Annotated in this window: 23 protein-coding genes; 12 read left to right on the top strand and 11 right to left on the bottom strand. The window is 69.7% G+C overall.

Annotated features, from left to right (window positions below):
• Positions 1-3: 3 nt before the first annotated feature.
• Entirely contained in the window at positions 4-438 is a 435-nt protein-coding gene (locus tag B4M62_RS05875) for a VOC family protein (protein WP_290706036.1), read from the top strand.
• Here the strand turns inward: B4M62_RS05875 and B4M62_RS05870 are convergent.
• Positions 404-1,351, bottom strand: coding sequence for an arginase family protein (locus B4M62_RS05870; protein WP_290706035.1), 948 nt, complete (start codon positions 1,349-1,351; stop codon positions 404-406). The two genes, B4M62_RS05875 and B4M62_RS05870, sit on opposite strands and share 35 nt — an antisense overlap.
• A gap of 81 nt (positions 1,352-1,432) precedes the next feature.
• Here B4M62_RS05870 and B4M62_RS05865 point away from each other — a divergent pair, with 81 nt between their 5' ends.
• Positions 1,433-2,779: a chloride channel protein gene (locus tag B4M62_RS05865; protein ID WP_290706034.1), complete on the top strand. Its 1,347-nt coding sequence runs from the start codon at positions 1,433-1,435 to the stop codon at positions 2,777-2,779.
• A 40-nt stretch (positions 2,780-2,819) separates the two neighbouring features.
• On the opposite strand, the gene B4M62_RS05860 is transcribed toward B4M62_RS05865, so the two are convergent.
• Positions 2,820-3,602 (bottom strand): alpha/beta fold hydrolase, encoded by a 783-nt coding sequence (locus B4M62_RS05860; protein ID WP_290706056.1) that lies wholly within the window; start codon positions 3,600-3,602, stop codon positions 2,820-2,822.
• A 53-nt stretch (positions 3,603-3,655) separates the two neighbouring features.
• Here B4M62_RS05860 and B4M62_RS05855 point away from each other — a divergent pair, with 53 nt between their 5' ends.
• The gene (locus B4M62_RS05855; RefSeq protein ID WP_290706033.1) at positions 3,656-5,425 is read left to right on the top strand and encodes a GNAT family N-acetyltransferase; all 1,770 of its coding nucleotides are present in this window, start codon (positions 3,656-3,658) and stop codon (positions 5,423-5,425) included.
• A gap of 45 nt (positions 5,426-5,470) precedes the next feature.
• Positions 5,471-5,926 carry a peroxiredoxin gene (locus B4M62_RS05850; protein WP_290706032.1) on the top strand — a complete coding sequence of 152 codons (456 nt, stop codon included), beginning with the start codon at positions 5,471-5,473 and terminating at the stop codon, positions 5,924-5,926.
• A gap of 12 nt (positions 5,927-5,938) precedes the next feature.
• Here the strand turns inward: B4M62_RS05850 and B4M62_RS05845 are convergent, their stop codons facing one another.
• Positions 5,939-6,646, bottom strand: coding sequence for a cutinase family protein (locus B4M62_RS05845; protein WP_290706031.1), 708 nt, complete (start codon positions 6,644-6,646; stop codon positions 5,939-5,941).
• 51 nt (positions 6,647-6,697) lie between these two features.
• Here B4M62_RS05845 and B4M62_RS05840 point away from each other — a divergent pair, with 51 nt between their 5' ends.
• Both B4M62_RS05840 and B4M62_RS05835 read left to right on the top strand, forming a co-directional pair.
• Complete coding sequence (locus B4M62_RS05840; RefSeq protein ID WP_290706030.1) at positions 6,698-8,968, top strand: glycoside hydrolase family 3 C-terminal domain-containing protein; 2,271 nt, start codon at positions 6,698-6,700, stop codon at positions 8,966-8,968.
• Positions 8,965-10,239 (top strand): hypothetical protein, encoded by a 1,275-nt coding sequence (locus B4M62_RS05835; protein WP_290706029.1) that lies wholly within the window; start codon positions 8,965-8,967, stop codon positions 10,237-10,239. Before B4M62_RS05840 ends, B4M62_RS05835 begins: the two co-directional genes overlap by 4 nt.
• A gap of 15 nt (positions 10,240-10,254) precedes the next feature.
• Here the strand turns inward: B4M62_RS05835 and B4M62_RS05830 are convergent, their stop codons facing one another.
• The 4 genes from B4M62_RS05830 to B4M62_RS05815 all read right to left on the bottom strand — a co-directional run bounded on the left by B4M62_RS05830 (position 10,255) and on the right by B4M62_RS05815 (position 14,129).
• Complete coding sequence (locus B4M62_RS05830) at positions 10,255-11,115, bottom strand: hypothetical protein (protein ID WP_290706028.1); 861 nt, start codon at positions 11,113-11,115, stop codon at positions 10,255-10,257.
• A gap of 62 nt (positions 11,116-11,177) precedes the next feature.
• Positions 11,178-12,926, bottom strand: a complete 1,749-nt coding sequence (locus B4M62_RS05825; protein ID WP_290706027.1) for an MDR family MFS transporter — start codon at positions 12,924-12,926, stop codon at positions 11,178-11,180.
• A 133-nt stretch (positions 12,927-13,059) separates the two neighbouring features.
• Entirely contained in the window at positions 13,060-13,545 is a 486-nt protein-coding gene (locus B4M62_RS05820; protein ID WP_414651793.1) for a MarR family winged helix-turn-helix transcriptional regulator, read from the bottom strand.
• Complete coding sequence (locus B4M62_RS05815; protein ID WP_290706026.1) at positions 13,542-14,129, bottom strand: HhH-GPD-type base excision DNA repair protein; 588 nt, start codon at positions 14,127-14,129, stop codon at positions 13,542-13,544. The genes B4M62_RS05820 and B4M62_RS05815 overlap by 4 nt, the downstream gene beginning before the upstream one ends.
• A 32-nt stretch (positions 14,130-14,161) precedes the next feature.
• Between B4M62_RS05815 and B4M62_RS05810 the strand changes: the two genes are divergently transcribed.
• Complete coding sequence (locus tag B4M62_RS05810) at positions 14,162-14,677, top strand: hypothetical protein (protein WP_290706025.1); 516 nt, start codon at positions 14,162-14,164, stop codon at positions 14,675-14,677.
• 10 nt (positions 14,678-14,687) lie between these two features.
• Here B4M62_RS05810 and B4M62_RS05805 read toward each other — a convergent pair whose 3' ends face one another.
• The 3 genes from B4M62_RS05805 to B4M62_RS05795 all read right to left on the bottom strand — a co-directional run bounded on the left by B4M62_RS05805 (position 14,688) and on the right by B4M62_RS05795 (position 17,252).
• Positions 14,688-15,338: a lysoplasmalogenase family protein gene (locus B4M62_RS05805; RefSeq protein ID WP_344716906.1), complete on the bottom strand. Its 651-nt coding sequence runs from the start codon at positions 15,336-15,338 to the stop codon at positions 14,688-14,690.
• Between the two features lie 28 nt (positions 15,339-15,366).
• On the bottom strand, positions 15,367-16,218 hold the full coding sequence (locus B4M62_RS05800; protein ID WP_290706053.1) for a hypothetical protein: 852 nt from the start codon (positions 16,216-16,218) through the stop codon (positions 15,367-15,369).
• A 155-nt stretch (positions 16,219-16,373) separates the two neighbouring features.
• Entirely contained in the window at positions 16,374-17,252 is an 879-nt protein-coding gene (locus B4M62_RS05795; protein ID WP_290706024.1) for a hypothetical protein, read from the bottom strand.
• 227 nt (positions 17,253-17,479) lie between these two features.
• On the opposite strand from B4M62_RS05795, the gene B4M62_RS05790 reads away from it, so the two are divergent.
• Genes B4M62_RS05790 through B4M62_RS05775 form a run of 4 tightly spaced genes read left to right on the top strand, consistent with a single transcriptional unit; the run spans position 17,480 to position 21,682 of the window.
• Positions 17,480-18,520, top strand: a complete 1,041-nt coding sequence (locus B4M62_RS05790) for a thiamine ABC transporter substrate-binding protein (RefSeq protein WP_290706023.1) — start codon at positions 17,480-17,482, stop codon at positions 18,518-18,520.
• A 56-nt stretch (positions 18,521-18,576) separates the two neighbouring features.
• The gene (locus tag B4M62_RS05785; RefSeq protein WP_290706052.1) at positions 18,577-20,169 is read left to right on the top strand and encodes an ABC transporter permease; all 1,593 of its coding nucleotides are present in this window, start codon (positions 18,577-18,579) and stop codon (positions 20,167-20,169) included.
• Positions 20,166-21,257 carry an ABC transporter ATP-binding protein gene (locus tag B4M62_RS05780; RefSeq protein WP_290706022.1) on the top strand — a complete coding sequence of 364 codons (1,092 nt, stop codon included), beginning with the start codon at positions 20,166-20,168 and terminating at the stop codon, positions 21,255-21,257. The genes B4M62_RS05785 and B4M62_RS05780 overlap by 4 nt, the downstream gene beginning before the upstream one ends.
• Positions 21,257-21,682 carry a (deoxy)nucleoside triphosphate pyrophosphohydrolase gene (locus B4M62_RS05775; protein WP_344716908.1) on the top strand — a complete coding sequence of 142 codons (426 nt, stop codon included), beginning with the start codon at positions 21,257-21,259 and terminating at the stop codon, positions 21,680-21,682. Before B4M62_RS05780 ends, B4M62_RS05775 begins: the two co-directional genes overlap by 1 nt.
• Here B4M62_RS05775 and B4M62_RS05770 read toward each other — a convergent pair.
• On the bottom strand, positions 21,660-21,839 hold the full coding sequence (locus tag B4M62_RS05770) for a hypothetical protein (RefSeq protein ID WP_290706021.1): 180 nt from the start codon (positions 21,837-21,839) through the stop codon (positions 21,660-21,662). The two genes, B4M62_RS05775 and B4M62_RS05770, sit on opposite strands and share 23 nt — an antisense overlap.
• Before the next feature lie 200 nt (positions 21,840-22,039).
• Here B4M62_RS05770 and B4M62_RS14755 point away from each other — a divergent pair.
• On the top strand, positions 22,040-22,195 hold a 156-nt coding region (locus B4M62_RS14755), incomplete at its 3' end, for a GTP-binding protein (RefSeq protein WP_414651795.1).

Raw genomic sequence — 22,195 nt, 5'->3', positions numbered from 1 at the left:
TGCATGCCGATCAAGTTGGAGAACGTCGGGATCGCCGTCGCTGATCTTGACGCGACCATCGCCTTCTTCGTCGACCTCGGCCTCACGGTCATCGGTCGAGACACGGTCAGCGGCGAATGGACTGACACCGCCGTTGGCCTCGACGGCAACCATGCGAAGATCGCGATGCTGCAGACGCCCGACGGGCAAGGTCGCCTGGAGCTCTTCGAGTACCTCCACCCCGCCGCGATCGAGACGAGCCCGACCCTGCCCAACGAGATCGGCATGCACCGCGTCGCCTTCTCCGTCGACGACCTCGACGCCACCCTCGAGGTGGCCGCGGCACACGGATGCTATCCGCTGCGCGGTGTGGCGAACTATCAAGACATCTACCGGCTCACCTATCTGCGAGGCCCCAGCGGCATCATCGTGATGCTCGCCCAGGAATTGCCGCGCTGACGGGTGCGGTGCCGACCAACGGAAGTCCGTCGATCATTTCCTGCAGCTGCAACACCGAGCGCGGCACAAACTCGGCAAGTGTGAGTCCGACGATCTCTGCCTGCTCGCCGATGTCGGCGATGACGCGGTGAACTTGTGCGCGGGTCAGCCCGCCGGGCACTTCACCCAGTCCCAGTACGGCTTCGTTGCTGTCCACCACATCGACGTCGAGGTGAATGGCCACCTTCGTGGCGCCCGAGGCGGCCAGCCAGGATAGGAGGGGTTCGGACGTCGTCCGCAGGTCGTCGGGACCGAAGACTGGCAGGCCCCACTCGGTCAAGTGGACCAGCGCGTCCGGCTCGCCGTCGTGCATGCCCGCGTAGGCCACGCGCGTCGTGGGCACGATCGCCGGCAGCATGGCGGTGATCGTCGAGTCGCCGTGGCCCAGGAGCGTTGACACGGCCATTGCGTGATAGCCGTCGTAGTCGGTATCGGCGGTGTCGGTGTCCGGGTGGGAGTCGATCCAGATGAACGCGAAGTCGTCGCCGTATCTCTTCTGCAGAAAGGAGAAGGGGGCGACGCTCACCGAGCACTCGCCGCCGATCGTCAGCACCTGCGTCGGGTTCTGGTCGGCGAGGATGTCCAACGCTGCTTGGAGAGAGCCGATGATCGTGGCCCGCGATTCGATCCCCGCAGTCGAACCCTCGTCCCGGTCACCGGTGGGGACGTCGACGACAGCGGTGGGGCCGTCGTGCGCCGGCAAGACCGCCTGTAGAACCTGGGCACCCACCGCGTATCCGCGTCGGGCGCGCTCCGCGGCCACCTCGGGAACAAGGGCGGTGGCATTTGCTGCGGTCGCGCCTTGCCACTGCGGCCAGATGAGGCGCAGTGCGCCGGGCAGACTGCTCGCGGAGGGGGTGGAGGCGATGGTCATGTGACCATTATGACGACGTTCCCATCGGCGGCCGGGCATGTTGACCGCCAATCGGGGCGACCGCGTGACAGAGTCTGCGCTGTGAACCTTCGCGCGCAGGAACCGGTTGCGGCAGCAACCAAGTGGCGCGATGCCGGGTGCGGTGTCGCGGGCGGACTCCTCGGCGGAGTCGTGGCGGCGGTGTTCGTGGTCGGTGTGACGACACTGATCAAGGCGAACCTCGACTGGATCATGCGTCAGGGCGGCGGGGTGATGGTGGCCGCGCCGTTCGTGGGCATCCTCGTGGCCGTCGTCGTGCTCCACCTGGTCGCGCACGGTCGGGCGGTGCAACAGCTGAGCGGTGATCCGGCGCCGCCACGCTCGTTCACGGCGTGGCTTCGGTTTCCGGCCAACGCCGTCCGGGCCGATCTGACCGCGGATGTGGTCAACACGGCGGGCGCCGAGGAGAGGTTTCCGTGGCGGCTGGCCCCGATCCGCGCGGTCGCGATCATGGCGACTGTCGGCATGGGTGCGCCGATGGGTACGGAGTCGCCGGCGGCGCACCTGGGCGTGGCCGCCGGATCGGCACTCGGGGAGAGATGGCGGAGCCTCGCGCGCAGCGCCGGCATCGGTGGGGGTGCGGCCGGCGTCGCGGCGCTCATGGGCCTGCCGCTGGTGGGCGCCGCGTTCATCCTGGAACTCGGCCGGCGCAACGGCGCGCCGCTGAGCCTGCCCCGGATCGTGGCGGCGAGCAGTGGGGCGCTGGTCGGCTGGGGCGTCAACGCGGCGCTCGATCTGAATCTGATCCGGCTGATCGTGCCGCACATCGCCGCCGGTGACCTCCCGCGGGCCCTGGCGACCGCCGCGTTGGTGGGCGCGCTCTCCGGCGCGATCGGCTCGGTGACCGGCACGGCGATCTATCGGGCCCGCGGCTGGTCGGCCGGACCGGTGGTCAAGTTCCTGGTCGGCGCGGTGACGCTGGGCTTGTGTTTGGTCGCGATCAGCAAGCTCGCGTCGCTGGCGGCCGCAATCGGCCCGGGAGCCACTGCGGTGAGCTGGGCGGAAGTCGCATCGGCGTCGTCGTGGACCCTGCTGGCGGTGGTCGGCCTGCGTGCGGTGGCGACGACCGCCGCCGTGCTGGCGGGCGGCTGTGGCGGACTTTTCGTGCCGCTCCTGGCGATCGGCGACCTGACTGGGCGGGCCCTCGCCCCGGTCTTGGGCGTGCCGAGCGATCTGGCGGCCGCAGCGGGTGCCGCAGGCAGTATCGCCGGCGGCTACCGCCTGCCGTTGACGGCGATCGCGATGGTGCTGACCATCGGCGGACCGGTGCCCGCGCGGCTGACGTGTGTGACCGCGGTGCTCTTCGCCACCGGTTCGGGGATCCTCGCGGCCTACCTGCTCGACCGGTACGTGTTGCACCGCCGGACCGCGAGTCCGGCGGTTAGCTGAGCGGCCGGCCACCGCCACCGGGCGAACGGCGTCCGGTGCGCTAGAGGTACGCGGCGGTCACGTCATTGTGGAGCATTCCCGGCCACCGCCGGACCTCGGCGGCGTTGTGGGCGAGCGTCAGGGTTGCGCGGGGGTACAGGGCCGTCAGGGTTTGCGCCGTCGACAGCGGGTGCGACGGGTCGTCAACCCAGGCGAGGACCCGGATGGGCACGTCAATACCCATCAGCTGCTTCGGCGCCGGCAGATCGCTGCCCGCCGCCCCGCGAAACACCGACGGGAGCAGCGCCGCCACCACCTCCGGCACAGTCTCGGGGTGACCGACGGTGGCCGGCGGCGGCGGAAAGTCCTGGCCGCGGGCCAGGAATGCCGCCACGCCCTGCTGCTCGATCACGGCGGCGCTCAGCCGATACCGGCGGGCCTGGGCAACCCGGGTCTCCCAGGCCGTCGGGGGGAGCAACAGCGTCAGCCCGGCGAACCGTCGTGGATCGGCGAGCGCCGCGTGCATCAGCGTCCCCGATCCCATCGAGGTGCCGACGCCGTACACCCGTTCGCCGGGGAACCAGGCATCGAGGAGGCGGAGCAGGTCATCGGCCAGGTTGGGCCACAGGTAGTCGCCGGTCACCGGACGCCCGGTCGAACGACCGTGACCGCGGGCGTCATACCGCAGCAGCCGGGTCCCCGACAGTCCGCGCCCGAGGTCGAGGTCGAGGACGCGGTCGCGCGCACGGCTGGAGGTGAGTCCGTGCAACTGGACGACCGGGTGTCCACCCTCATCGCTCAGTTCGACGTCGAGCATCGCTCCCGGCACCTCGAACGTCGCCATGGCGTCTCCTCTCATCAGGCGGCTATCGTACGAAGCGCGATAGGGTACCCGCCATGCGGCTCACCAATGTCGCCCATCTGCGCCTCCCGTTCGGCCGGCTGATGGGCTACGACGTCTCCATCTCCGAGCCCGGCACGCGATTGCCCCTGTCCTTCGATCAGCGACGCCACGTCGCGGCCGGTGACCGCGGCGGATCGTGGATGGCACTGTCGTTCCGGCTGCCCGGCGCGGTCTCACTCGACGCCCTCGCCCAGGCCTGGCTGGCGGTGATCGCCCGACACGGCACCCTGCGCACCGTGATCGTCCGCGGGGAAGCGGGCGAGCCGGAGTTGGCGGAGGTCGAGATCGGCGCGGGCAGTTGGGTAGAGCATCCAGTCGGTGCTGGTCAGGCGGTGAACGACGCAATGCGCGAGGTGCTTGACCGCACCTGCTCGTCGTATTCGCGCCCCGCCCATCGACTCTGCGTGCTGGCTACCGCGGCCGGGCCGACGATCGTCGTCGCGGCCGACCATTCGCACGTCGACATGTGGTCGATGCTGGTGATTCTGCGCGACCTCCGCACCGCACTCGGGCAGATCGAGGCAGGTGGACCGGCGACGCTGGCGCAGGTGCCGGCCTTCGTCGAGCACACCCGGGCGCTGCGCGAGCGGCCGCCCGCCCCGGCGGACGTGAAGCACCGGTGGGCCGAGATCCTCGCCGACAGCGGCGGGGTGATGCCCCTCTTCCCGCTGCCGCTCGGAACCGCGGTGCCGCATGCCGAGCGGGTGGAGGTGCGCGACGTCTTTGACGTCGACGACAGTGCCGCCTTCTCGGCGCAGGCTCGGGCGGAGGGCACGTCGACGCTGGCGCTGGTGGTGACGGCGATGACCGCGGTAACCCGGGAGATGGCCGAGGTGCCGTTGCGCGCGGTGTTCCCGGTGCACAGCCGGTACGACGAGACGTGGCACGATTCGGTCGGCTGGTTCATCACGAACTCGGTACTCGAGTCGGATGTCGCGCACCCGGGTGCGGCATCGGCCGCGGTACGCGAAGCCGTGCGATTGGGATCATGGCCGCTCGAGGACGTGCTCGCCCCGTGGGGCGGCATGCCCGAGGAGCCCGGGATGTTCGCGATCTCCTGGCTGGACCTGCGCCGACTGCCGGTGCGCGTCGACGCCGCAGGTCTCGGTGCACAATATGTCGGTGCGACGATCACCACCGACGGTGTGATGCTGTGGTTCATCCTCGACGGCTCCGGGCTGCACCTGCGCTGCCGGTACCCGGACACCCCCGAGGCCCGGACGAACGTGGGCGGTTGGCTGGACCGGTTGGTCGCGACCCTGCAGGCCGGCGCCCGCTCATCGGTCGGCGGAATAGTGCGCGACCGCGACGGCGCGCCCCTCCGCGTGCAGCGCGCCACGCGGGTCGACGTCCCGGACATCGTCGCGCTGTTGCGCGACGACACGATCGGCGGTTCCCGCGAGGTGCAGGACTATGCGCCGTACGAGGCGGCCTACGACGTCGTTGCCCGCGACCGGACGCATTATCTGGCCGTTGTCCGCGCCGATGACGACGAGATCGTCGGAACGATGCAACTCACCGTGCTGCCCGGACTGTCCCGCGGGGGCACGACCCGCCTGCAGATCGAGGGTCTGCGCGTGGCGCGGGCCCATCGGTCGCGTGGGGTGGGCACGGCCATGCTTGCCTGGGCGCACGAACATGGCCGGTCGCACGGTGCGACGCTGGCTCAGGTCACCACCGACGAGGTCCGTGAGCGGGCCCGCGACTTCTACGCACGGCTCGGATACACCGCCAACCACGTCGGCCTCAAGCGCACCCTGTAGGCGTCGACCGTGACACCGCCGCGCCGGCGCGGCAGACTGGCAGACATGCATCCCGGTGACACCGCCCCCGACTTCGCCCTGCTAGACCAGAACGGCACGAGACGACGGCTCGCCGTCTTTCTCGCGGACGGCCCGGTCGCCCTGTTCTTCTATCCGGCCGCATTCACCCCCGGCTGCACGAAAGAGGCGTGCCACTTTCGCGATCTCGCCGCCGAGTTCGCCGCCGCCGGCGTGCAGCGCGTGGGGATCAGCCGTGATGACGTCGAAAAGCAGCAGCGGTGGACCGGGGAGCACCACCTCGACTACCCGTTGCTCGCCGATGTCGACGGGCGGGTCGCACAGGCCTACGGGGTGCGCCGCGGACTGCTGGGATTGGTGGGCCTGCCCACCAAGCGCACCACTTTCGCGATTCGCGCCGACGGCACGGTGGCCGATGTCATCGCCTCCGAGTTCGACATGTCGGTGCACGCCGACCGCGCCCTGGCGGCATTGACGGGCTAGCGTTGTCCGTCGTTACAGACGGCGGACCACGAAACTCGCCGCCAGCGCGGGCGTCCCGTTGAACGGGTAGTACGCGTGCGGGGCACTCGGTGCGCCGATGGGTGCGCCGTCGCAGATCGAGTCGCCCGGGGCGCAGTAGCTTGCGGTCATGGGCCGAAAGCGCGCGCCGATCGTGATCGGCGGGGCCCCGGCATCGCGGATGAACCGCTTCGACGGTGCGCCGAACATCACCGCCGCCACGAGGTGGCGGGTGACGTCCGCGGGCAGCGGTGCCGGCGCGTAGCGCGCGTACTGCTGATATTGCGATGGGATGGCCAGCTTGTCGACCAGCGCGTATCCGGCGACGACCGCGCCCTGGGAGAAGCCGCCGAGGACTATTCGGCTGCGGGGGCAGCGCGCCGCGGTTGTCGTGATGTCCTTCTGGGCGGTCTTCACGCCGTCGTTCACCGTCTCGGCGATTACTGCCCGATTGCGGAAGTCGTCGCTCGCGGCATAGCGAACGCCGCGAGCACGCAAGGAGCGTCCGGGCGTTTGGGCGCGCAGCGCCTCCACAAACGCGAGGCCGGTGTAGCCGATGGGGGCGCCGGGCTCGGCGGTGCCGCGAGCCCAGAAGACCTCGATGTCGGCGCACCCGGCCGCCGCCGCCGGTGCGGCGGCGATGACGCCGCCGGACAGCACGGTGAGGGTGCAGATGAGGGCGGTTGACCAACGTCGAATCATCGGCCCAGTGTAACGCTGCGACGCGGATGGTTTCCCGGCTAACTTTGGACCATGGCCTCGAAACCCGCGGATCACCGTGCCCGTGCCAGCCAGATCGTCGCTGCGTTGACGGTTGAGCAGAAGGCCGCGATCACCTCTGGCGCGAGCTTCTGGGAGACGGTGGCGATAGCGGACGCCGGAATCGCAGCACTCACCCTCACCGATGGGCCGCACGGGATCCGCAAGCAGGTACAGGGCGCCGATGCGTTGGGGCTCAACGACTCGGTCGTCGCCGTCTGCTTTCCGCCGGCGGTGGCCCTGGCCGCAGCCTTCGACCCGGCGCTGGCCGGGGAGGTCGGAGACGCGCTGGGCCGGGCCTGCCTGGCGGAGAAGGTCGGTGTCCTGCTGGGGCCGGGAATCAATATGAAGCGCTCGGCCCTGGGCGGGCGCAACTTCGAGTACTACGCGGAGGACCCGTTCTTGGCGGGCCGGATGGCCGCGGCGTACGTGCGGGGTGTGCAACAGCACGGCGTCGGCACGTCGGTCAAGCATTTCGCCGCCAACAATCAGGAGACCGAACGCTTCCGCGTCTCGGCGGATATCGACCCGCGGCCACTGCACGAGATCTACCTGCGCGCCTTCGAGTATGTCGTGCGCAGCGCCCAGCCGTGGTCGGTGATGGCGGCCTACAACAAGCTCAACGGCACCTACGCGACCGAGGACCATTGGTTGCTGACCGACACACTGCGGCGCCGGTGGGGGTTCGAGGGAATCGTGGTCTCGGATTGGGGGGCGGTCGACGACCGGGTCGCCGCCGTGGCCGCGGGCCTCGATTTGGAGATGCCCAGCAGCAACGGGCTGGGCCCGGCCGCGATCGTCGCCGCCGTCGACGACGGCGTGCTGTCCGAGGCCGCGCTGGACGAGTGTGCCGGGCGGGTCGTCGCCCTCGCGCTAGCGGCCGGCGCCAACGCCGTTGACACGTCCTACGATCGGGATGCACAGCACGAGCTGGCCGTAACGATCGCGCGTCGATGCATCGTGCTGTTGCAGAACCAGCCGATCGACGGGCGGCCCGTGCTCCCGCTGACCCCGAGTGGCCGGCTCGCGGTCATCGGCGAATTCGCGCGCACTCCGCGCTATCAGGGGGGCGGTAGTTCCAAGGTCAATCCCACCCAGGTCGACGCGGCGTTGGACGCCATCGCGGCCCGCGCCGCGCACGAGGTCGTCTTCGAGCCCGGGTTCACCCTCGATGGATCCGGCGAGCCGGACCTTGCGGCCAGGGCCGTGCATGCGGCGCGGACCGCCGAAGTCGTACTGGTCTTTCTCGGCGTGCCGGCCGGCGACGAGTCGGAGGGCTTCGATCGCACCGATTGGCAGTTGCCGCCGGCGCAATTGCGCCTGCTCGAGCAGGTGCTCGCCGTCAATCCGCGGACCGTCGTCGTGCTGTCGCACGGCTCGGTCGTCGACTTGGCCCAGATTGTCGCCGCGCCGGCCGTGGTCGACGGTCTCCTGTTGGGGGAGGGTGGCGGCACCGCGCTCGCCGACATTCTCTTCGGATTCGACGATCCGTCTGGGCGGTTGGCCGAGACCATTCCGCTGCGCTTGGCCGACGGCCCCGCATACCTCGACTTCCCCGGCGAGTTGCTCCACGTCCGCTACGGCGAAGGAGTGTTTGTCGGCTATCGGTGGTACGACGCGCGCGAGATCCCCGTGCAGTTCCCCTTCGGACATGGGTTGTCCTATACGACAACGACTTTCACCGAAATCACGGCAACCCCGTCGGACGTCGGCGTCGACGTCGGGGTAACGGTCACCAACACCGGGGAGCGTGCCGGGCGGGTGGTGGTGCAGGTCTACGCCGGACTGGAAAGGTCGGTCGTGGCCCGCCCGCCGCGCGAACTGAAGGGGATGGCGGCTCTTGCCGTGGCCGCGGGTGAGCGCCGGCGAGTGACCGTGACCGTTCCGCGCGCCGAACTGGCGTACTGGGATCGGCGCGCCGGCGGGCCGGCCGCCGGCGGGGCGATGGCCGGTGGGTGGGTCGTCGAGGGCGGCGACTACCGGATCGACGTCGGCCACAGTAGTCGTGACATCGATGCCAGTGTCACCGTCACCGTCGTTGGCGACTCCGCGGCCCAGCCGTTGAGTCTCGACTCGACGTTGTCCGAACTGCTCGCCGTCCCGGCCGGCCGAGCGGCGATTCTGGGGCAGATGCGGAAGTCGTTGGGGCTGACCGAGATTGATCCGGCCCTTGAGCAGCTGATCGGATCCATCCCGCTGCGGCGGGTGGTACCGATGATGGGCATCGACCCCGCCGAGCTCGAAGCACTGCTGGCCCGGGGGTGACGCGGCTGCACCCCGTCGACGCCCGAACGCTGTGGGCGGTCCCGGCGGCACGGAGCGACCAGTTCCTCCTGTTCGCCTTCGACGACACCCCGGCCTCGGCAGCCGCGGTGGCCGCCGAAGTACTCGCCGCGGCGTTGACGATCGAGCGGCTGAACCTGGTGGTACGAGAGGTACCCGCCCACCTCGACTACCCGCGTTGGGTGTCCTCGGCGGCAACCGCCGGTCAGGTCCGCGGTCACCGCCTGGTCGATACGTCTTGGCCGGCGATGCTCACTGGTCTCGTCGCCCTGATGGGCGATCAGGTCGACCCGGGTGTCCACCCCTGGCGCGTGCACCTATTCGGTCCGGTGGATGATCCGAGCGGTGGCGGCGCGCGGCTTCGGGTGGCGGTGTTGCAGATCTCGCACGCGCTGACCGACGGTCGCGGTGCCAGCGAGACGGCCCGAGCGCTGTTTGGCGGGCAGCGCGCCGGCCCGCCATCGGCCGGCTTCGCCGAGCCGTCGATCCCGCCAATGGCCCAGGCGGCAGGCGGGGTACTACGCCTCCCGGGGCAGGTGTGCGGGCTCATCGGCGGCGGGCTGAACTCTTACCGGCTGTCGCGGGCGCCGCGGGCGGTCGGCCCGCCGCCGGTCGCCGCGGCAAAGATCAACCGGCGGCCCGGGCCGCGTCGCGCCCTGCGGACCCTCACCGTGGCCAAAGACGACATCGACGGGCGGATCACCCCGGCGGTCATCGCTGCGATCGGCGACACCATGGCCGCCGCCTGGGTCGATGGCGACCCCGTCGTCGAACTGACGCTGGCGCGCGCCCCGCGGCCGGGACGGGCGAACAACTTTCAGATGGCTGGAATCGCCAGTCGGACCGACCTGGTCGGGGTGAGGCGAACGACTGCCATCACGGCGGCGATCGACGCGGCTCGAGCCCGCGACCGCGAGCGGGCCCGGGTGGTCGCGCGCGCGGCCGAGGCGGCGACTCCGGCCGCGTTGATGCACTGGGCCACCACCGCATTCGAACCGGGCGGGCCTGATTCAGATCCGCCCGGCGCCGTCACCGGGCATACCGTCGTGTCATCGGTGAACCGTGGCGGCGACGATCTGTTCCTCGCCGGGGGCCGGGTCCGGTTCACCGCCGGATTTCCGGCGTTGTCCGCGGTTCACTGCTTGACCCACGGCATCCACGGGATTGGCCGGTCCGTGACGATATCGGTGGTCGCCGACCCCGACGTCATCGACATCGACAACTATGCGGCGGAGTTGCGCGAGCGGCTGTGACGCGAATCGGGCGGGCTACTGCTCGATGCTGTTGATCTGCCTTCCGCGCGTCAGCCGTTTGGGTAGCCGCTCGGCCAACCCGCCCAGCGGCGCGACGGAGGCGTTGAGCAGTTCGACGGTGGCGCGCAGGTCGCTGACCGCCTCCTGCATCGCGACGAGGCTGGGCGTGAGTTCATTCATGTTCTCGGCGAGTTCGGCGACCCGGTCGAGTGGACCGCCCGGCGCAATGGTCCGCTCCACCGCGCCGTTCTCCCCGAGGAGCTGGTCGAGTAGACCGTTGTCGTCGGCCAGGCGATCGATGATGCCGCCGGGTTCGGCAACCTTGTCGAGCACTCCGCCCGGCGCGGTGAGCTTGTCGATGACACCGCCCTCCGAGGTCAATCGCTCGAGGATGCCCTCGCTCTCGGTGATCTGATCGATCACCCCGCCCTGGCGAGTCAGCCGGTCGAGCGGGCCGCCTTTGGCGGTGAGGCGCACGAGAATCCCGCCGTCCTCGGTCATCTGGTCGAGGAGCCCGCCCTGGGCGGTGAGCTTCTCGAGAATTCCGTTGGAATCGGTCAACCGGTCGACCACGCCGCCGCGCCGCAGGAGACGGTCGACCGGACCGCCCGGTGCGAGAGCCCGCCCGATGGGCCGGTCCGGCCCCAGCAGCTTGGCCACATGACTGAGAATCTCCAGCGGCGAGCGTGTGTCGGCGAGGAGGTCGGAATCGATGCCGAGGGCATGGTTGACCTCGTGTTGGACACCCTCGGTGGTGACGCGGGCAACCGAGACCGCCGACTCGACGGCCCCGAGCGCGGCACCGGCGATCGCGAATCCGAGGCGGATCGGCAAGCCGATCACCAGCTGCGGACTCAGGGTGGGTGAACTGGCCATGTCGTGAGCCTAGGCCACCCAGTCGGGACTACCGGGCAGATTCGGGTCGTCGCCGGGCGGTGTCAGCCCCTGGTCACCTCTGCCGCGCTGTCCGTCTGGTGTCGTTTCGCCACACCGGCTGCCATGAGGCCTTCGGCCGCGACGACCTCGGGGGACTCCTCGGGCGACAGACCCGCCATCGCCTCTGCCGCCTGCTGCTGCTCCTCGAGCGGCGTGAGGGTCTTGAGACCGACTTCCTTGATGAACGCGATCGCGACGAGCGCCAGTGCGCTCATGACGGCGGCGATCAGGAAGATGGTGGGCACTCCGTCGCCGAAAGCGGTCTGCTGGACGGCCGCACAATCCGATGGCAGGTCGCCGGCGATTCCCGCCGACAGTAGTTTTCCGCAGGCGGCGACCTTCGCCATCGCTCCCGGTGCCCCCAGGGACGGCACCAGCGCGTGGCCCATGGCTGTCAACCCTGACACCGTAAGGTCCTTGACGTGCGTGGCTAGCACGGCGCCGAGAACCGAGACGCCTGCCGCGCCGCCGAGAGACCGGAAGAATGTCACCGTCGAGGTCGCGACCCCCAGGCTTTCGGCCGGTGCGGCGTTCTGGACCGGCAGGATCAGGTTCTGCATCGTCATTCCCATGCCCGCGCCCAGGATGAACAAGAAGAGGCCGACCAGCAGCATGTTGGTGTGCCCGTTGATGGTGGCGAGCAAGGCGAACCCGATGGTCATGAGGATGCCGCCGGTGACCAGGAAGATCTTCCACCGGCCGAACTTGGTGATGAGTCCGCCGGAGACGGTAGCGAAAATCAGCGAACCGCCCACCATCGGCAGCGTCAACAGCCCAGCGATCGTCGGCGAATAGCCACGACCGAGCTGGAAGTACTGGCCGAGGAACACGGCGGACCCGAACAGGGCGACGCCGACGGCGACGCTCGCGAGGGTGGCCAGCGTCGTCGTCCGGTCACGGAACAGATGCAGCGGAATGAGCGGATCGTGCACCTTCAGAAAATTGGGCAGAAACCGGTTCAGGAGTTTGCCCTCGGCGAGCACTGCCAGGATGAGCAGAATCGCGCCGAGACCCGCCAGCAGTACCGATGTCCCCGAGGCCCACGCGAACGACTTGCCGGCCAGGGTCACCCAGATCAGCAGGACGACGACGCCGCCGGCGATCAGGGTGGCGCCCAGGTAGTCGATGCTCACGCCGGGCTTGCGGATCGTCGGAACGTTGAGGGTGCGCTGGATGACGACGAGGGCGATGATCGCCAGCGGGACGCAGACATAGAAGGTCCAGCGCCAGCCGAGCCAGCTGGTGTCGGTGATGATCCCGCCGAGCAGGGGGCCGCCCACCGTGGCGATCGACATGACCGCGGCAATGGGGCCCTGGTAGCGGCCACGTTCGCGGGGGCTGAACATCGAGGCGATGACGATGATGACCAGGGCCTGCAGACCGCCCAGGCCGATGCCCTGCACCGCCCGAAAGGCGATCAGCATCCCCGCCGACTGTGACATGCCGGCCAGAACCGAGCCCAGGGTGAACACGGTCAGCGAAATCTGGACGAGGAGCTTCTTGCTCATCAGATCCGAGAACTTGCCCCAGATCGGGGTCGTTGCGGTCGATGCGAGGAGCGTGGCGGTGACGATCCAGGTGTACTGATCGGTGGTGCCGTGCAGCCCCTTGATGATCTCCGGCAGGGCGATCGAGACGACGGTCGACGACAGGAACGCGACGAACATCCCCAGCAGCAGGCCGACGAGGGCCTCGATCTTCTGACGGTGGGTCATCTGCGCGGAATCGTGTTCCGCGATTGCGTCACTCATAGGGGAAGCCTCTCGGGTCAAACTGGAATACGGGTACCGCCGGGGTACGCCGCAATAGTGGGGGTGTGCGGGGAAGGCCGCGCAGAGCCATCACAGTAGCGGACGATAGTTGCAACGCGCAACTATCTGATATCTATTCCCGGTGCCCCAGGCCCACGCCCAGGCGGTGAAGGAGGTCGATCAGCGTGCGAATGTCGGCCGGGTCCCACTGGGCCAGCTGGCTGCGCCACCGCGGAATCTCGGTGGCGTAGACGGCGTCGATCCGGGAGCGGCCCTGGTCGGTGAGTTCGATGACACGAGCACGTGCGTCGCCGGGGTCGGGGCGCCGGACGACGAGTCCGAGGCGCTCGACGGCATCGACCTGCCGGGTGACCGTCGATTTGTCCACGCCCAAGGCGCCCACCAACTGCGACATCGCCACCGGTGCATAACGGGCCACCGACATGAGTAGCGGGTAGCACGACGGATCGAGGTCTGGGTCGATCTGATGGGATCGGTCGCGCGCACGGATCCGTCCGCGGCGCCAGAAATCGGTCAACTCCTCCTCGAGCTCGGCGATCAGCCTGTCGGTCGGCAGGCCGGTAGCCGATTCCGCGTTCACGCCCGAGCCGTTGCTCACGCCCGGGCCTTCGCGGTGGCCTTGGCCGCCTTTTTGAAGTCGCGGACCTGTTGGAGAGAATCGGCGTCGACGACGTCGGCCACCGAGCGGTGCCCGGGCTTCGCGTAGTCGCCGGCGGCCTCGGCCCACCCCGGCGGCGCGACGCCGAGTTGTTTGGCCAAGAGGGCCAGGAAGATCTTTGCCTTCTGCTCGCCGAATCCGGGGAGTGAGTGCAGCCGGGTCAGCAGCTCGCCGCCGGAGGATGCGCTGGACCAGATGGCCGCGGCGTCACCAGCGTAGTGGTCGACGACCACCTGTGCGAGCGCCTGAATCCGGCCGGCCATCGAGCGGCCGTAACGGTGCACCGCCGGCGGCGTCGCGCAGAGGTCGGCGAAGGCCGTCGGGTCGGCGGCGGCGATGGTCGCCGGGTCCAGCGAACCGAAGCGCTGCACGACCTTCAACGGTCCGGCGAAGGCGCGCTCCATCGGGAACTGCTGGTCGAGCAACATGCCCATGAGCAAGGCAAACGGGTCGCGCGACAGCAAATCGTCGGCCGCCCGATCTTGGGCGATCGTCAGGTGTGCAGATTTCGGCGAGTTGGCCATGCGCCGAGTCTATCGACCGATAGGGTGGGCGCATGTTCAGCGGAGTGAAGTGCGCATTTGGGCTGCTCGGCGCCGGATTGATCGTGAGCGGCACGGTCATAGCGCCCGTTCACGCGGCGCCCGGGGACGATCCGTACGCCGGGGGGCGCAGCTACGTGAAGACCGTGCAATGCCCGGTGCCCGATCCGTGGCCAGGCCCGGAACTGCGGACCTGGGTCGACGTCTGGAACAAGATCTCATCTCCGTCGGATGGGTTGCCGGCGCCGGCCATCGCGCTGATCGCCAGCACGCGCCGGATGCAGGTCACAATGACCCCGATCACCGAATACACGATGTGGGTCCGGGTGTACTGGCGCAACGTCGACACCGGCCGAACGGGGGTGGTGCGGGTGCGGTCGCGGGCCCCGCGGAACACGTGGCAGGTCGTGCTGCATCCCGGTCAGGGCCTGATCAGGTTCGAGATTCACCAGTCGGTGGAGGCGGTGTTCGTGGTGCCCGGGGTGAACCCGCAGAACTCGGTGTGCTCGGGCTCGGCGCAGGCGGTCTGACGGGACCGGCCTAGCCCGCCTTGATCACTCCGGTCGATGCCGCCGGTGTCGACAAGGCATCGACGAGAAGGGTCTGGGCGGCGAAGTAGCTGCCCAAGACCCACGCCTCGAGGGCGCGGCGCGCGACCGGCGAATTCGCGAGGTGCCGGCGATTGATGATCGCGATGTCGGATGCCTGGAACAGCAGCCCGCCCACGGCTGATCGCCGGCCGGCGTCGCCCGCCAGCGCCGACATGCCCGCGAGCAGCGCGCCGTAGGGGCCGAGCACCGGGAGGACCCGTGGTGCATTCGCGGCGAGAACGATGGCGGGCTCGCCCATCGCGGCCATGCGGGGGGCGAGCGAGCGCAGCCGGTAGCGGGCGCCACGCCGGGCAAACGCCACCTGGTAGCAGATCTGCGCGCCGGAGAAGAACGCTGCTCCCCGTCGCAGACTGGCGTCTTTGGCTGCGGACCCACGCGGTTCGAACTCTTCGCGGAGCATCCAGTAGTCGCCGGCCATGGCGAACCCGATCGCGCCGAGGGTAAGTGCCCGATCGACCGGCGCAGTATCGCGCTGGGCCAATGTCCGTAGCGCCAGGAGTGTCATCGGGAGTGGTTTGGTTAGCGCCGCCGCCCGCCGGTTTGACGCCGCCCCAGCGACGGTCGCGGCGATTCCGGCCACCGCGGTGGCGCCGGTCCAGGCGGTCCGGCTAGGAATTGATCACTCCGACCGAGGGCAGGAAGAAGCATTCGCGGTGGCCGGCGACTCCGGCGGTGCCGTACACGGCGGCGAGAATGGTTCCCTTGCCGGTGTCGACGGGAACCAGACGCACACCAGACAGTCCGGGCAGCACTTTGAGCATCGGATTGGATTCGGCCAGCGGGGTGAGGTCGGTGAGACCGCCGCGCATGGTGGTGCTGTTGAACCAGGCGACCCGCATCGTGCCGTGCTCGCCGGCGGGCCGCACATCGGCGGGCACGAACGCGAAGGCGGTGTGCTCGTCCTTGACGATACCGGGATCGGGCATGCTCACGCCGGGGAGCGCGAACGGCAGCAGGGTGAGCGGATGGGCGGTCTTCAGCGGCCACGGACCCGGTATTGCGGCAGCTCCGGCGGTGACCAGGCCCAGCGGATTCTGGGGAGTCGGCGCCGCGCACAGTGGGGCGACCGTTGGGGACAGGGGTTGAACGCCGGCCTGGCGCAGCAGGCCCATCGGATCGGCGGTCGCGGCGACCTGCTTGATTCCGGGGGCGGGTGCGCTCCCGGCAGTGGCCAGCGGCGACATCTGGCCGGCCGCGCCGATGATGGCCTGCAGCACCTCGACGAGGATTTTGTCGCCGCCGACCTGCTTGGCGAACTTCAGTACGGCGGCCAGTTCGTTGTCGAAGGGCACCTCGATGGGTAGCGTGTTGCCACCGGGTTTCGGTCGCGGCAGCTCGGGTGCGGCCGGCGGCGCGGGCGGTGGCGCGCTGTGGGCTGCGGGTGCCCCGGCTGCCAGCGCGGCTGCGGTGGCCAAGCTGATTGCCGCGGTGACTACCGGTCGTGCGAACTTGCCGAGCATGGTCACTCCAAGATGCTGTTACTAGTGGGGTTCTAGTGACAGAACAACATGGATGTGACTAGTGGGGCAATTGATGAGTCCAAGCTGTGACGCGGCCGCAATCGGCCGTAGACCGTCGGGGGCAAGGCAACCGCTGAGCGGCGCCGGCCGGCAGCCTAGACGTACGCGATGCCGATGACCGGAACGATCCCGCAGGAGGCGATCTTCTTGGTCTTGGTCTTGGTTGTCACATCACCCGAGATCACGGTCAGCACCCGCCCGCGTCCGGTACTCGCGATGGCCGTGAAGGTGCCGGGGCCGTCGGTGGCGTTGATCTTCGGATTGCTGCGCAGGTTGATGCTGCCGGTGCGGCCGGTATCAAGATTGAGCCACTGGGCGACGAGCGGGCGGGCGCTATTGTTCACCGCGGGCCCGGTACCGAGGCTGGTGTAGACGTAGCCGACCTGACCGGCCTTCGGGCCGGGAGCCGGCGCCTGCTGCGGTCCGGCGGTGACCAGGGCGCGCCCGAGGGAGTTACCGCCCCCCGCCGAACCGAGCGGTCCGGTGGCCGACTCGGGCATACAGCCGATGCCGATCGTGGGGTAGAGGAATTCCTGGATGCGCGGGGCGTGGGGGCCGCGCGGAATCTCCGGGTCGCCCGGCTTGGTCGCCTTCGCGGCGGGGAGGGTGTGGGATCGGTGGTAGGCCGCGAGACTCCGCTTGCCGGGCGCACCGAGGAAGTCGATGACCTGTTGCCAGACCGCGCGCACATTCGGGGGTAGTGCCGGGTCGGAGCCGAGCGTGTTCGCGTCGGCGAACAACGCCGGGTTGACCTTGCCGTCCGGGCCGGGGGTGGCCATCGATCCGACGATAGCGGGGGCGAAGGCCCCCAACGAGTCCAGGACCTGGCGGTCGACTCGGGTGGGGATGGCGCTCAGGGCTGTGGTCACGGCGTCGGGCTGTGCTGCCGGTGCGGCGATCGCCGGTGCCGCGGCGGCGGCGAGTCCGGCGGAGACGGCGACGGTGGCCGCGGCGAGCGAAAGAGTCAGTCGCACGGGGGTGGGTCCTTACAGTCGGCGAAGGCGATCGCGCGTCAGTCTATGTGGCCTTCTAGATGGGGGTTCGAATGCACCCGCAACCAGCACCATAACCCCAGGACCCTGGGGCCAGTGATGCTGGTGATTCAATTGTTACTGTCTTGTTTCACGCGTTGTCGACCCGCGGGACGGTAGTTCGATCATCGAACGGCGTCGGCGCGCCGCACTGGTGGTTAGATCGGTCCATGCGCAGCCGATACTCCCCGACGTCCCCGATGAACCGGGTCGGCGGTGTGCTTCTCGCGTCGGTGCTGGCGCTGGGACTCGCCGCCTGCGGCAGTCCCGACGACGGCCGGACGGTCACGATGCTGACCCACGACTCATTCGACCTCCCCGCGTCGGTCATCGCCGAGTTTCATGCGACCACCGGCATGACACTGAAAATCGCCAAGTCCGGCGATGCCGGAAAACTTGCGTCGCAGATCGCACTGACGCCGGGTTCCCCCAAGGGGGATCTGGTCTACGGCATCGACAACACTTTCGCCTCCCGTCCGGTCGAAGCCGGTGCGCTGCTCGAGTATGTCTCCCCGGCGGCGTCGAACGGCGCATCCGACTACGCGCTGCCCTCGGCGCCGGGTTTGCTCACCGCGGTCAATCGCGGCGACGTCTGCCTCAACGTCGATTCTGCGTGGTATGACCGCCGCGACGTCCTGCCACCCGCCTCCCTTGACGACCTGCTGAAGCCGGAATACCGCGGCCAGGCCGCCCTGCTCGACCCGGGCACCTCGTCCCCGGGGATCTCGTTCCTCCTGACGACGGTCGGTCAGAAGCGCGGCGGCTGGCAGAACTATTGGCGCGGCCTCGTGGCCAACGGCGCCACGATCGTCTCCGGTTGGGAAGTCGCCTACAACCAGCTGTTCAGCGCGGGTGCCGGCCACGGCACCAAGCCGATCGTCATCTCCTACGCGTCGTCGCCGGCCGCGACACCGGGCACTGCGGCGCTGCTGGAGACGTGCTTCCGCCAGGTTGAATACGCGGGCATCCTCAAGGGGGCGGCCAATGTCGACGGCGCGCGCAAGGCCATCGACTTCCTGCTCGGGCCGACGGTGCAGAAGGCGCTGCCGTCGTCGATGTACGTCTATCCGGTCACCCGCAATATCCGGCTACCGGATGGCTGGGCCACCCGCGCCCCGATGCCGGAGTGGACGGTGAACATGCCGCCGGACTACATCGCCAAGAACCGGGAGCAGTGGTTGCAGCAGTGGCGCGCCGCCGTCGGCCGGTGAGTCGGCGCCGGGTCGGCGACACGCGAAGCCCGCGCGCCGGCACGGTCCTGCTCGGCGTGATCGGGCTCGCCTTTCTGGTGATCTTCTTCGGCTGGCCGCTGCTCGCCCTGGTCGGCCGCGCCGTTGCCGTCAACGACGGCGCCGGCATCGTTGAGCTGTGGCGCCGCGCGGACGCCGGTCCGCTGCTGGCCTTCACCTTGGCCCAGGCAGCGGCATCGACCGTGTTGACGTTCGTAGTCGCCGCGCCGATCACCTGGCTGGTCGCCCGGGTGCGGTTCACCGGTTCGCGCCTGCTGCTGGTGATGGTGACGCTGCCGTTCGTGCTGCCCAGCGTCGTCGTCGGGATGGCCTTTCGCGCCGTGTTCACCGGGCCGCTCGCCTTCCTGCCCGCGAGTCTGGGCGGCGCGCTCGACGACGCCGGACCCAGTCTTGTCCCGGTGCTGTGTGCCCACGTGTTCCTCAATACCGCCGTCGTCGTGCGGGTGGTCGGGGCGGCCTGGTCGGGCCTTGACCCACGGCTCGCCCAGGCCGCCCAGGTGTCCGGGGCGGCGCCGCTACGCGCCTTCACCACCGTCACCCTGCCGCGCCTGCTGCCGGCGATCGCGGCCGCTGCCGCGCTGGTCTTCCTGTTCTGCACCACCAGCTACGGCGTGATCATGGTGCTGGGCAATGGTCAGCTCCGCACCGTTGAGACTGCGATCTACACCGAGGGCGTTGGCTACTTCCGCCTGCCCGAGGCCGCCGCCCTCTCGGTCCTGCAGATCATCGTCGTCGCGGTGACCCTGGCCGCTGCCCGCGTGTTGTCGAGGCGGGCGACCGGCGACCGGCCGAGTGACGAACAACCGCCTGCGCCGCGCGGCCCGACCCGCGCCGCCATGGCCCTCACCGTTGCCTGGGCGGCGCTGTGGCTGGCGCTCCCGCTCGCAGTCTTGGCACTGTGGTCGGTGCGACCGGCCGGGCCGGGCAGCTGGACGCTGGCCGGCTATCGAGCCCTTGGCCGGGAGGTCAACGGAATCACACCGCTGGAGTCGGCCGTCGTATCGCTGACCACCGCGGTGGCGGCCGCCGCGCTCGCCGTGGCGCTGGGCCTGACGACCGCCGTCGTCGTGACCCGCCTGCGGGGCCCACTCCGCGAGGTCGGCGAGATCATCGCGGCCATCCCGCTCGGCGTGAGCGCGGTGACGCTCGGCTTCGGGTACACGCTCGTCCTCGCCCATTGGCCGGCCCGACTGGCGAATTCGTGGCTGGTGATTGCCGGGGTGCAGGCCCTGGTCGTCATGCCGTTGGTGATCCGGGTCGCGGTGCCCGCGTTGGAGCGGGTGCCGACGGGATTGACCGCGGCGGCCGCGTCGCTGGGCGCGCGCCCTATCCGGGTCTTCGGCACCGTCGACCTGCCCATCGTCGGCCGTTCACTGGCCGCGGCGGCCGGTTTCGCCTTCGTCATGTCCCTCGGCGAGTTCGGTGCGACCAGCTTCCTCGCCCGGGTGGACACGACGACGCTGCCGGTGATGATCGGTACGGCGCTCAATCGCCCCGGCGAAGCGAGCCTGGCCACCGCGATGGCCTGCTCGGTGGTCCTCGTCGTCGTGACGGCCATTGCCGTCGCGATCGTGGAAGCCATCCGTCCGAACGCGGGGTCACTGCTGTGACGCTGGTGCTGAGCGGCGTCGGCGTCGACTACGGCGACCGGCGGGTCGTCGACGATGTGTCGTTGACCGTGTCCGCAGATTCGGGGTCCGCGGATTCGGGGTCCGGCCCGGTGACCGTGATCCTCGGACCGTCGGGTTGCGGGAAGTCGACGCTGCTGCGGGCCGTGGCCGGCCTGGAGCCGCTCGCGGCCGGCGCGATCACCTTCGACGGGGCTGATCTGGCCGCCGTGCCGCCGTACCGCCGCGACTTCGGCATGGTGTTTCAGGATGGGCAGTTGTTTCCGGGGCGCACCGTCGCGGCGAACATTGCCTACGGGCTGCGGGCCCGGCGGTGGGCGCGGCCGCAGATCGCCGAGCGGGTCGCCGAGATGCTCGAGCTGGTCGGTCTGCCGGAGCTGGCGAACCGCCGCGTGGACGATTTGTCCGGTGGGCAGGCCCAACGCGTTGCGCTGGCCCGGGCGCTGGCGCCGCGTCCACGGCTGCTGCTGCTCGACGAGCCGCTCGCCGCGCTCGACGCCAACCTGCGGGGCCGGCTGGCCGACGACATCGGCGACATCGTCCGGGCCACCGCCACCCCGGCGATCATGGTGACCCATGACCACGACGAGGCGGCGACGATGGGCGACACCATCGTCGTCATGCGTGCGGGTGCGGTGGTCGCGCGGGACAGTGCGGCCCGGGTGTGGCGCCACCCGCGCGACGAGTGGACCGCGAGATTCCTCGGCTGGGAGCACTTCCTCGCCGCCGCGCACGCGGGCGACGTGGTGCGCACGGAATTGGGCGACATTCCCGCGGCGCAGCTGCACGTCGATCATGGCGAGCGCGTTACGGCAGTCGCGATCCGAGCCGAATCATTGCGCGCCCGCCGGCCCGACGACGCCGCAACCACGCTGCTGCCGGTGCTTCGGGTACGGGACCTGCCCGAGCGGATGCACGTGATCCTGGACGGCTCGGCGCTCGCCGTCCCGATCGCCGAACTCGGCGCACTCGTCGACGATGAGCGGGCCGGTCGCCCCCGGGTGGGCGAGATGATGGCGGTGACCCTCGTCGGCGCCCGCGTCGGCCTGCTGGGTGGGCGGGGGCGATAGTGGGCCGACAACTGGTGGTGGCGGGGGCGGTGATCCGCGGCGGGGCCGAAGGATCGAGTCTGCTGCTGGCGCAGCGGGACTATCCGCGTGAGCTCGCCGGGTTGTGGGAGCTGCCCGGCGGCAAGGTGGAGCCGGGGGAGACGGCGGCGCAGGCCCTCCGGCGCGAACTCCGTGAGGAACTGGGAATCGAGGTTGTCGTCGGCGGAGCCATCGGCGATCCGGTGGCGCTGCGCGAAGACCTGGAACTGCGGGCATATCGCGCCGAGTGGACTCGGGGGGAGCCGGCAGCGCTCGAGCACCGCGCGGTGGCGTGGTTCGGTCCGGCGGACCTGGCGGACCTCGCCCGGCGTGGGGAGATGGTGCCGGCCGATGTCGGGTGGGTTCCGGAGCTGGCGGGCCTGCTCAGGCGACCCGGGCCTTCTTGATCGCCTTTTCGAGCTTCTTGCGGTTCATGCCGTCGACGTCGAGTTTGCGGAGGCGGTGGACGACGACGGGGCAGCGAATGCACCGGACATCTTTGCGGCAGCACTTCTTCTTTGGTTTGAGGTCGCGCACCTTCGCCGTTGCATTCTTGCTGCCCATACCGACGATATTAGCGTAGGTATACCTAATTTGTGAACCGGTGCCCGACGTGAGCGGGGTCTCACCCCGGGCCTTCGATTCTGGTTGTGGGCGATTGCGCAGGTAGAATTGCACAGTTGGCGGTTCCCGCCCGGCGCCGCGAGCGGTTGCGAGCGGGACGAACGCACGACCACTATGCCCATCACCAGAAAGTTCCGCCTGTGAGCGCTGCTCAAAACTTCCGCAATGTCGCCATCGTCGCACACGTCGACCACGGGAAGACCACCCTCGTCGACGCGATGCTCCGCCAGTCCGGCGCGTTCGCCGAACGCGCCGAGCCCGTCGACCGCGTCATGGACTCCGGTGACCTCGAGCGC

This window comes from Gordonia sp. UBA5067, assembly GCF_002414845.1.
Taxonomy (GTDB): Bacteria; Actinomycetota; Actinomycetes; order Mycobacteriales; family Mycobacteriaceae; genus Gordonia; species Gordonia defluvii.
Note: the sequence above shows the minus strand (reverse complement) of the source record. Positions and strands in the feature narration are given on the sequence as shown.

Bases quoted from the DNA above. Each gene is read 5' to 3' on its own strand.
- B4M62_RS05860 (WP_290706056.1), bottom strand. From the start codon at position 3,602: ATGGCGACGTTCGAGGTGCCGGGAGCGATGCTCGACGTCGAACTGAGC.
- B4M62_RS05815 (WP_290706026.1), bottom strand. From the start codon at position 14,129: ATGGCCAACTCGCCGAAATCTGCACACCTGACGATCGCCCAAGATCGG.
- B4M62_RS05830 (WP_290706028.1), bottom strand. From the start codon at position 11,115: ATGGCCAGTTCACCCACCCTGAGTCCGCAGCTGGTGATCGGCTTGCCG.
- B4M62_RS05855 (WP_290706033.1), top strand. From the start codon at position 3,656: ATGCGGCTCACCAATGTCGCCCATCTGCGCCTCCCGTTCGGCCGGCTG.
- B4M62_RS05840 (WP_290706030.1), top strand. From the start codon at position 6,698: ATGGCCTCGAAACCCGCGGATCACCGTGCCCGTGCCAGCCAGATCGTC.
- B4M62_RS05875 (WP_290706036.1), top strand. From the start codon at position 4: ATGCCGATCAAGTTGGAGAACGTCGGGATCGCCGTCGCTGATCTTGAC.
- B4M62_RS05845 (WP_290706031.1), bottom strand. From the start codon at position 6,646: ATGATTCGACGTTGGTCAACCGCCCTCATCTGCACCCTCACCGTGCTG.
- B4M62_RS05770 (WP_290706021.1), bottom strand. From the start codon at position 21,839: ATGGGCAGCAAGAATGCAACGGCGAAGGTGCGCGACCTCAAACCAAAG.
- B4M62_RS05800 (WP_290706053.1), bottom strand. From the start codon at position 16,218: ATGCTCGGCAAGTTCGCACGACCGGTAGTCACCGCGGCAATCAGCTTG.
- B4M62_RS05850 (WP_290706032.1), top strand. From the start codon at position 5,471: ATGCATCCCGGTGACACCGCCCCCGACTTCGCCCTGCTAGACCAGAAC.
- B4M62_RS05790 (WP_290706023.1), top strand. From the start codon at position 17,480: ATGCGCAGCCGATACTCCCCGACGTCCCCGATGAACCGGGTCGGCGGT.
- B4M62_RS05810 (WP_290706025.1), top strand. From the start codon at position 14,162: ATGTTCAGCGGAGTGAAGTGCGCATTTGGGCTGCTCGGCGCCGGATTG.
- B4M62_RS05870 (WP_290706035.1), bottom strand. From the start codon at position 1,351: ATGACCATCGCCTCCACCCCCTCCGCGAGCAGTCTGCCCGGCGCACTG.
- B4M62_RS05825 (WP_290706027.1), bottom strand. From the start codon at position 12,926: ATGAGTGACGCAATCGCGGAACACGATTCCGCGCAGATGACCCACCGT.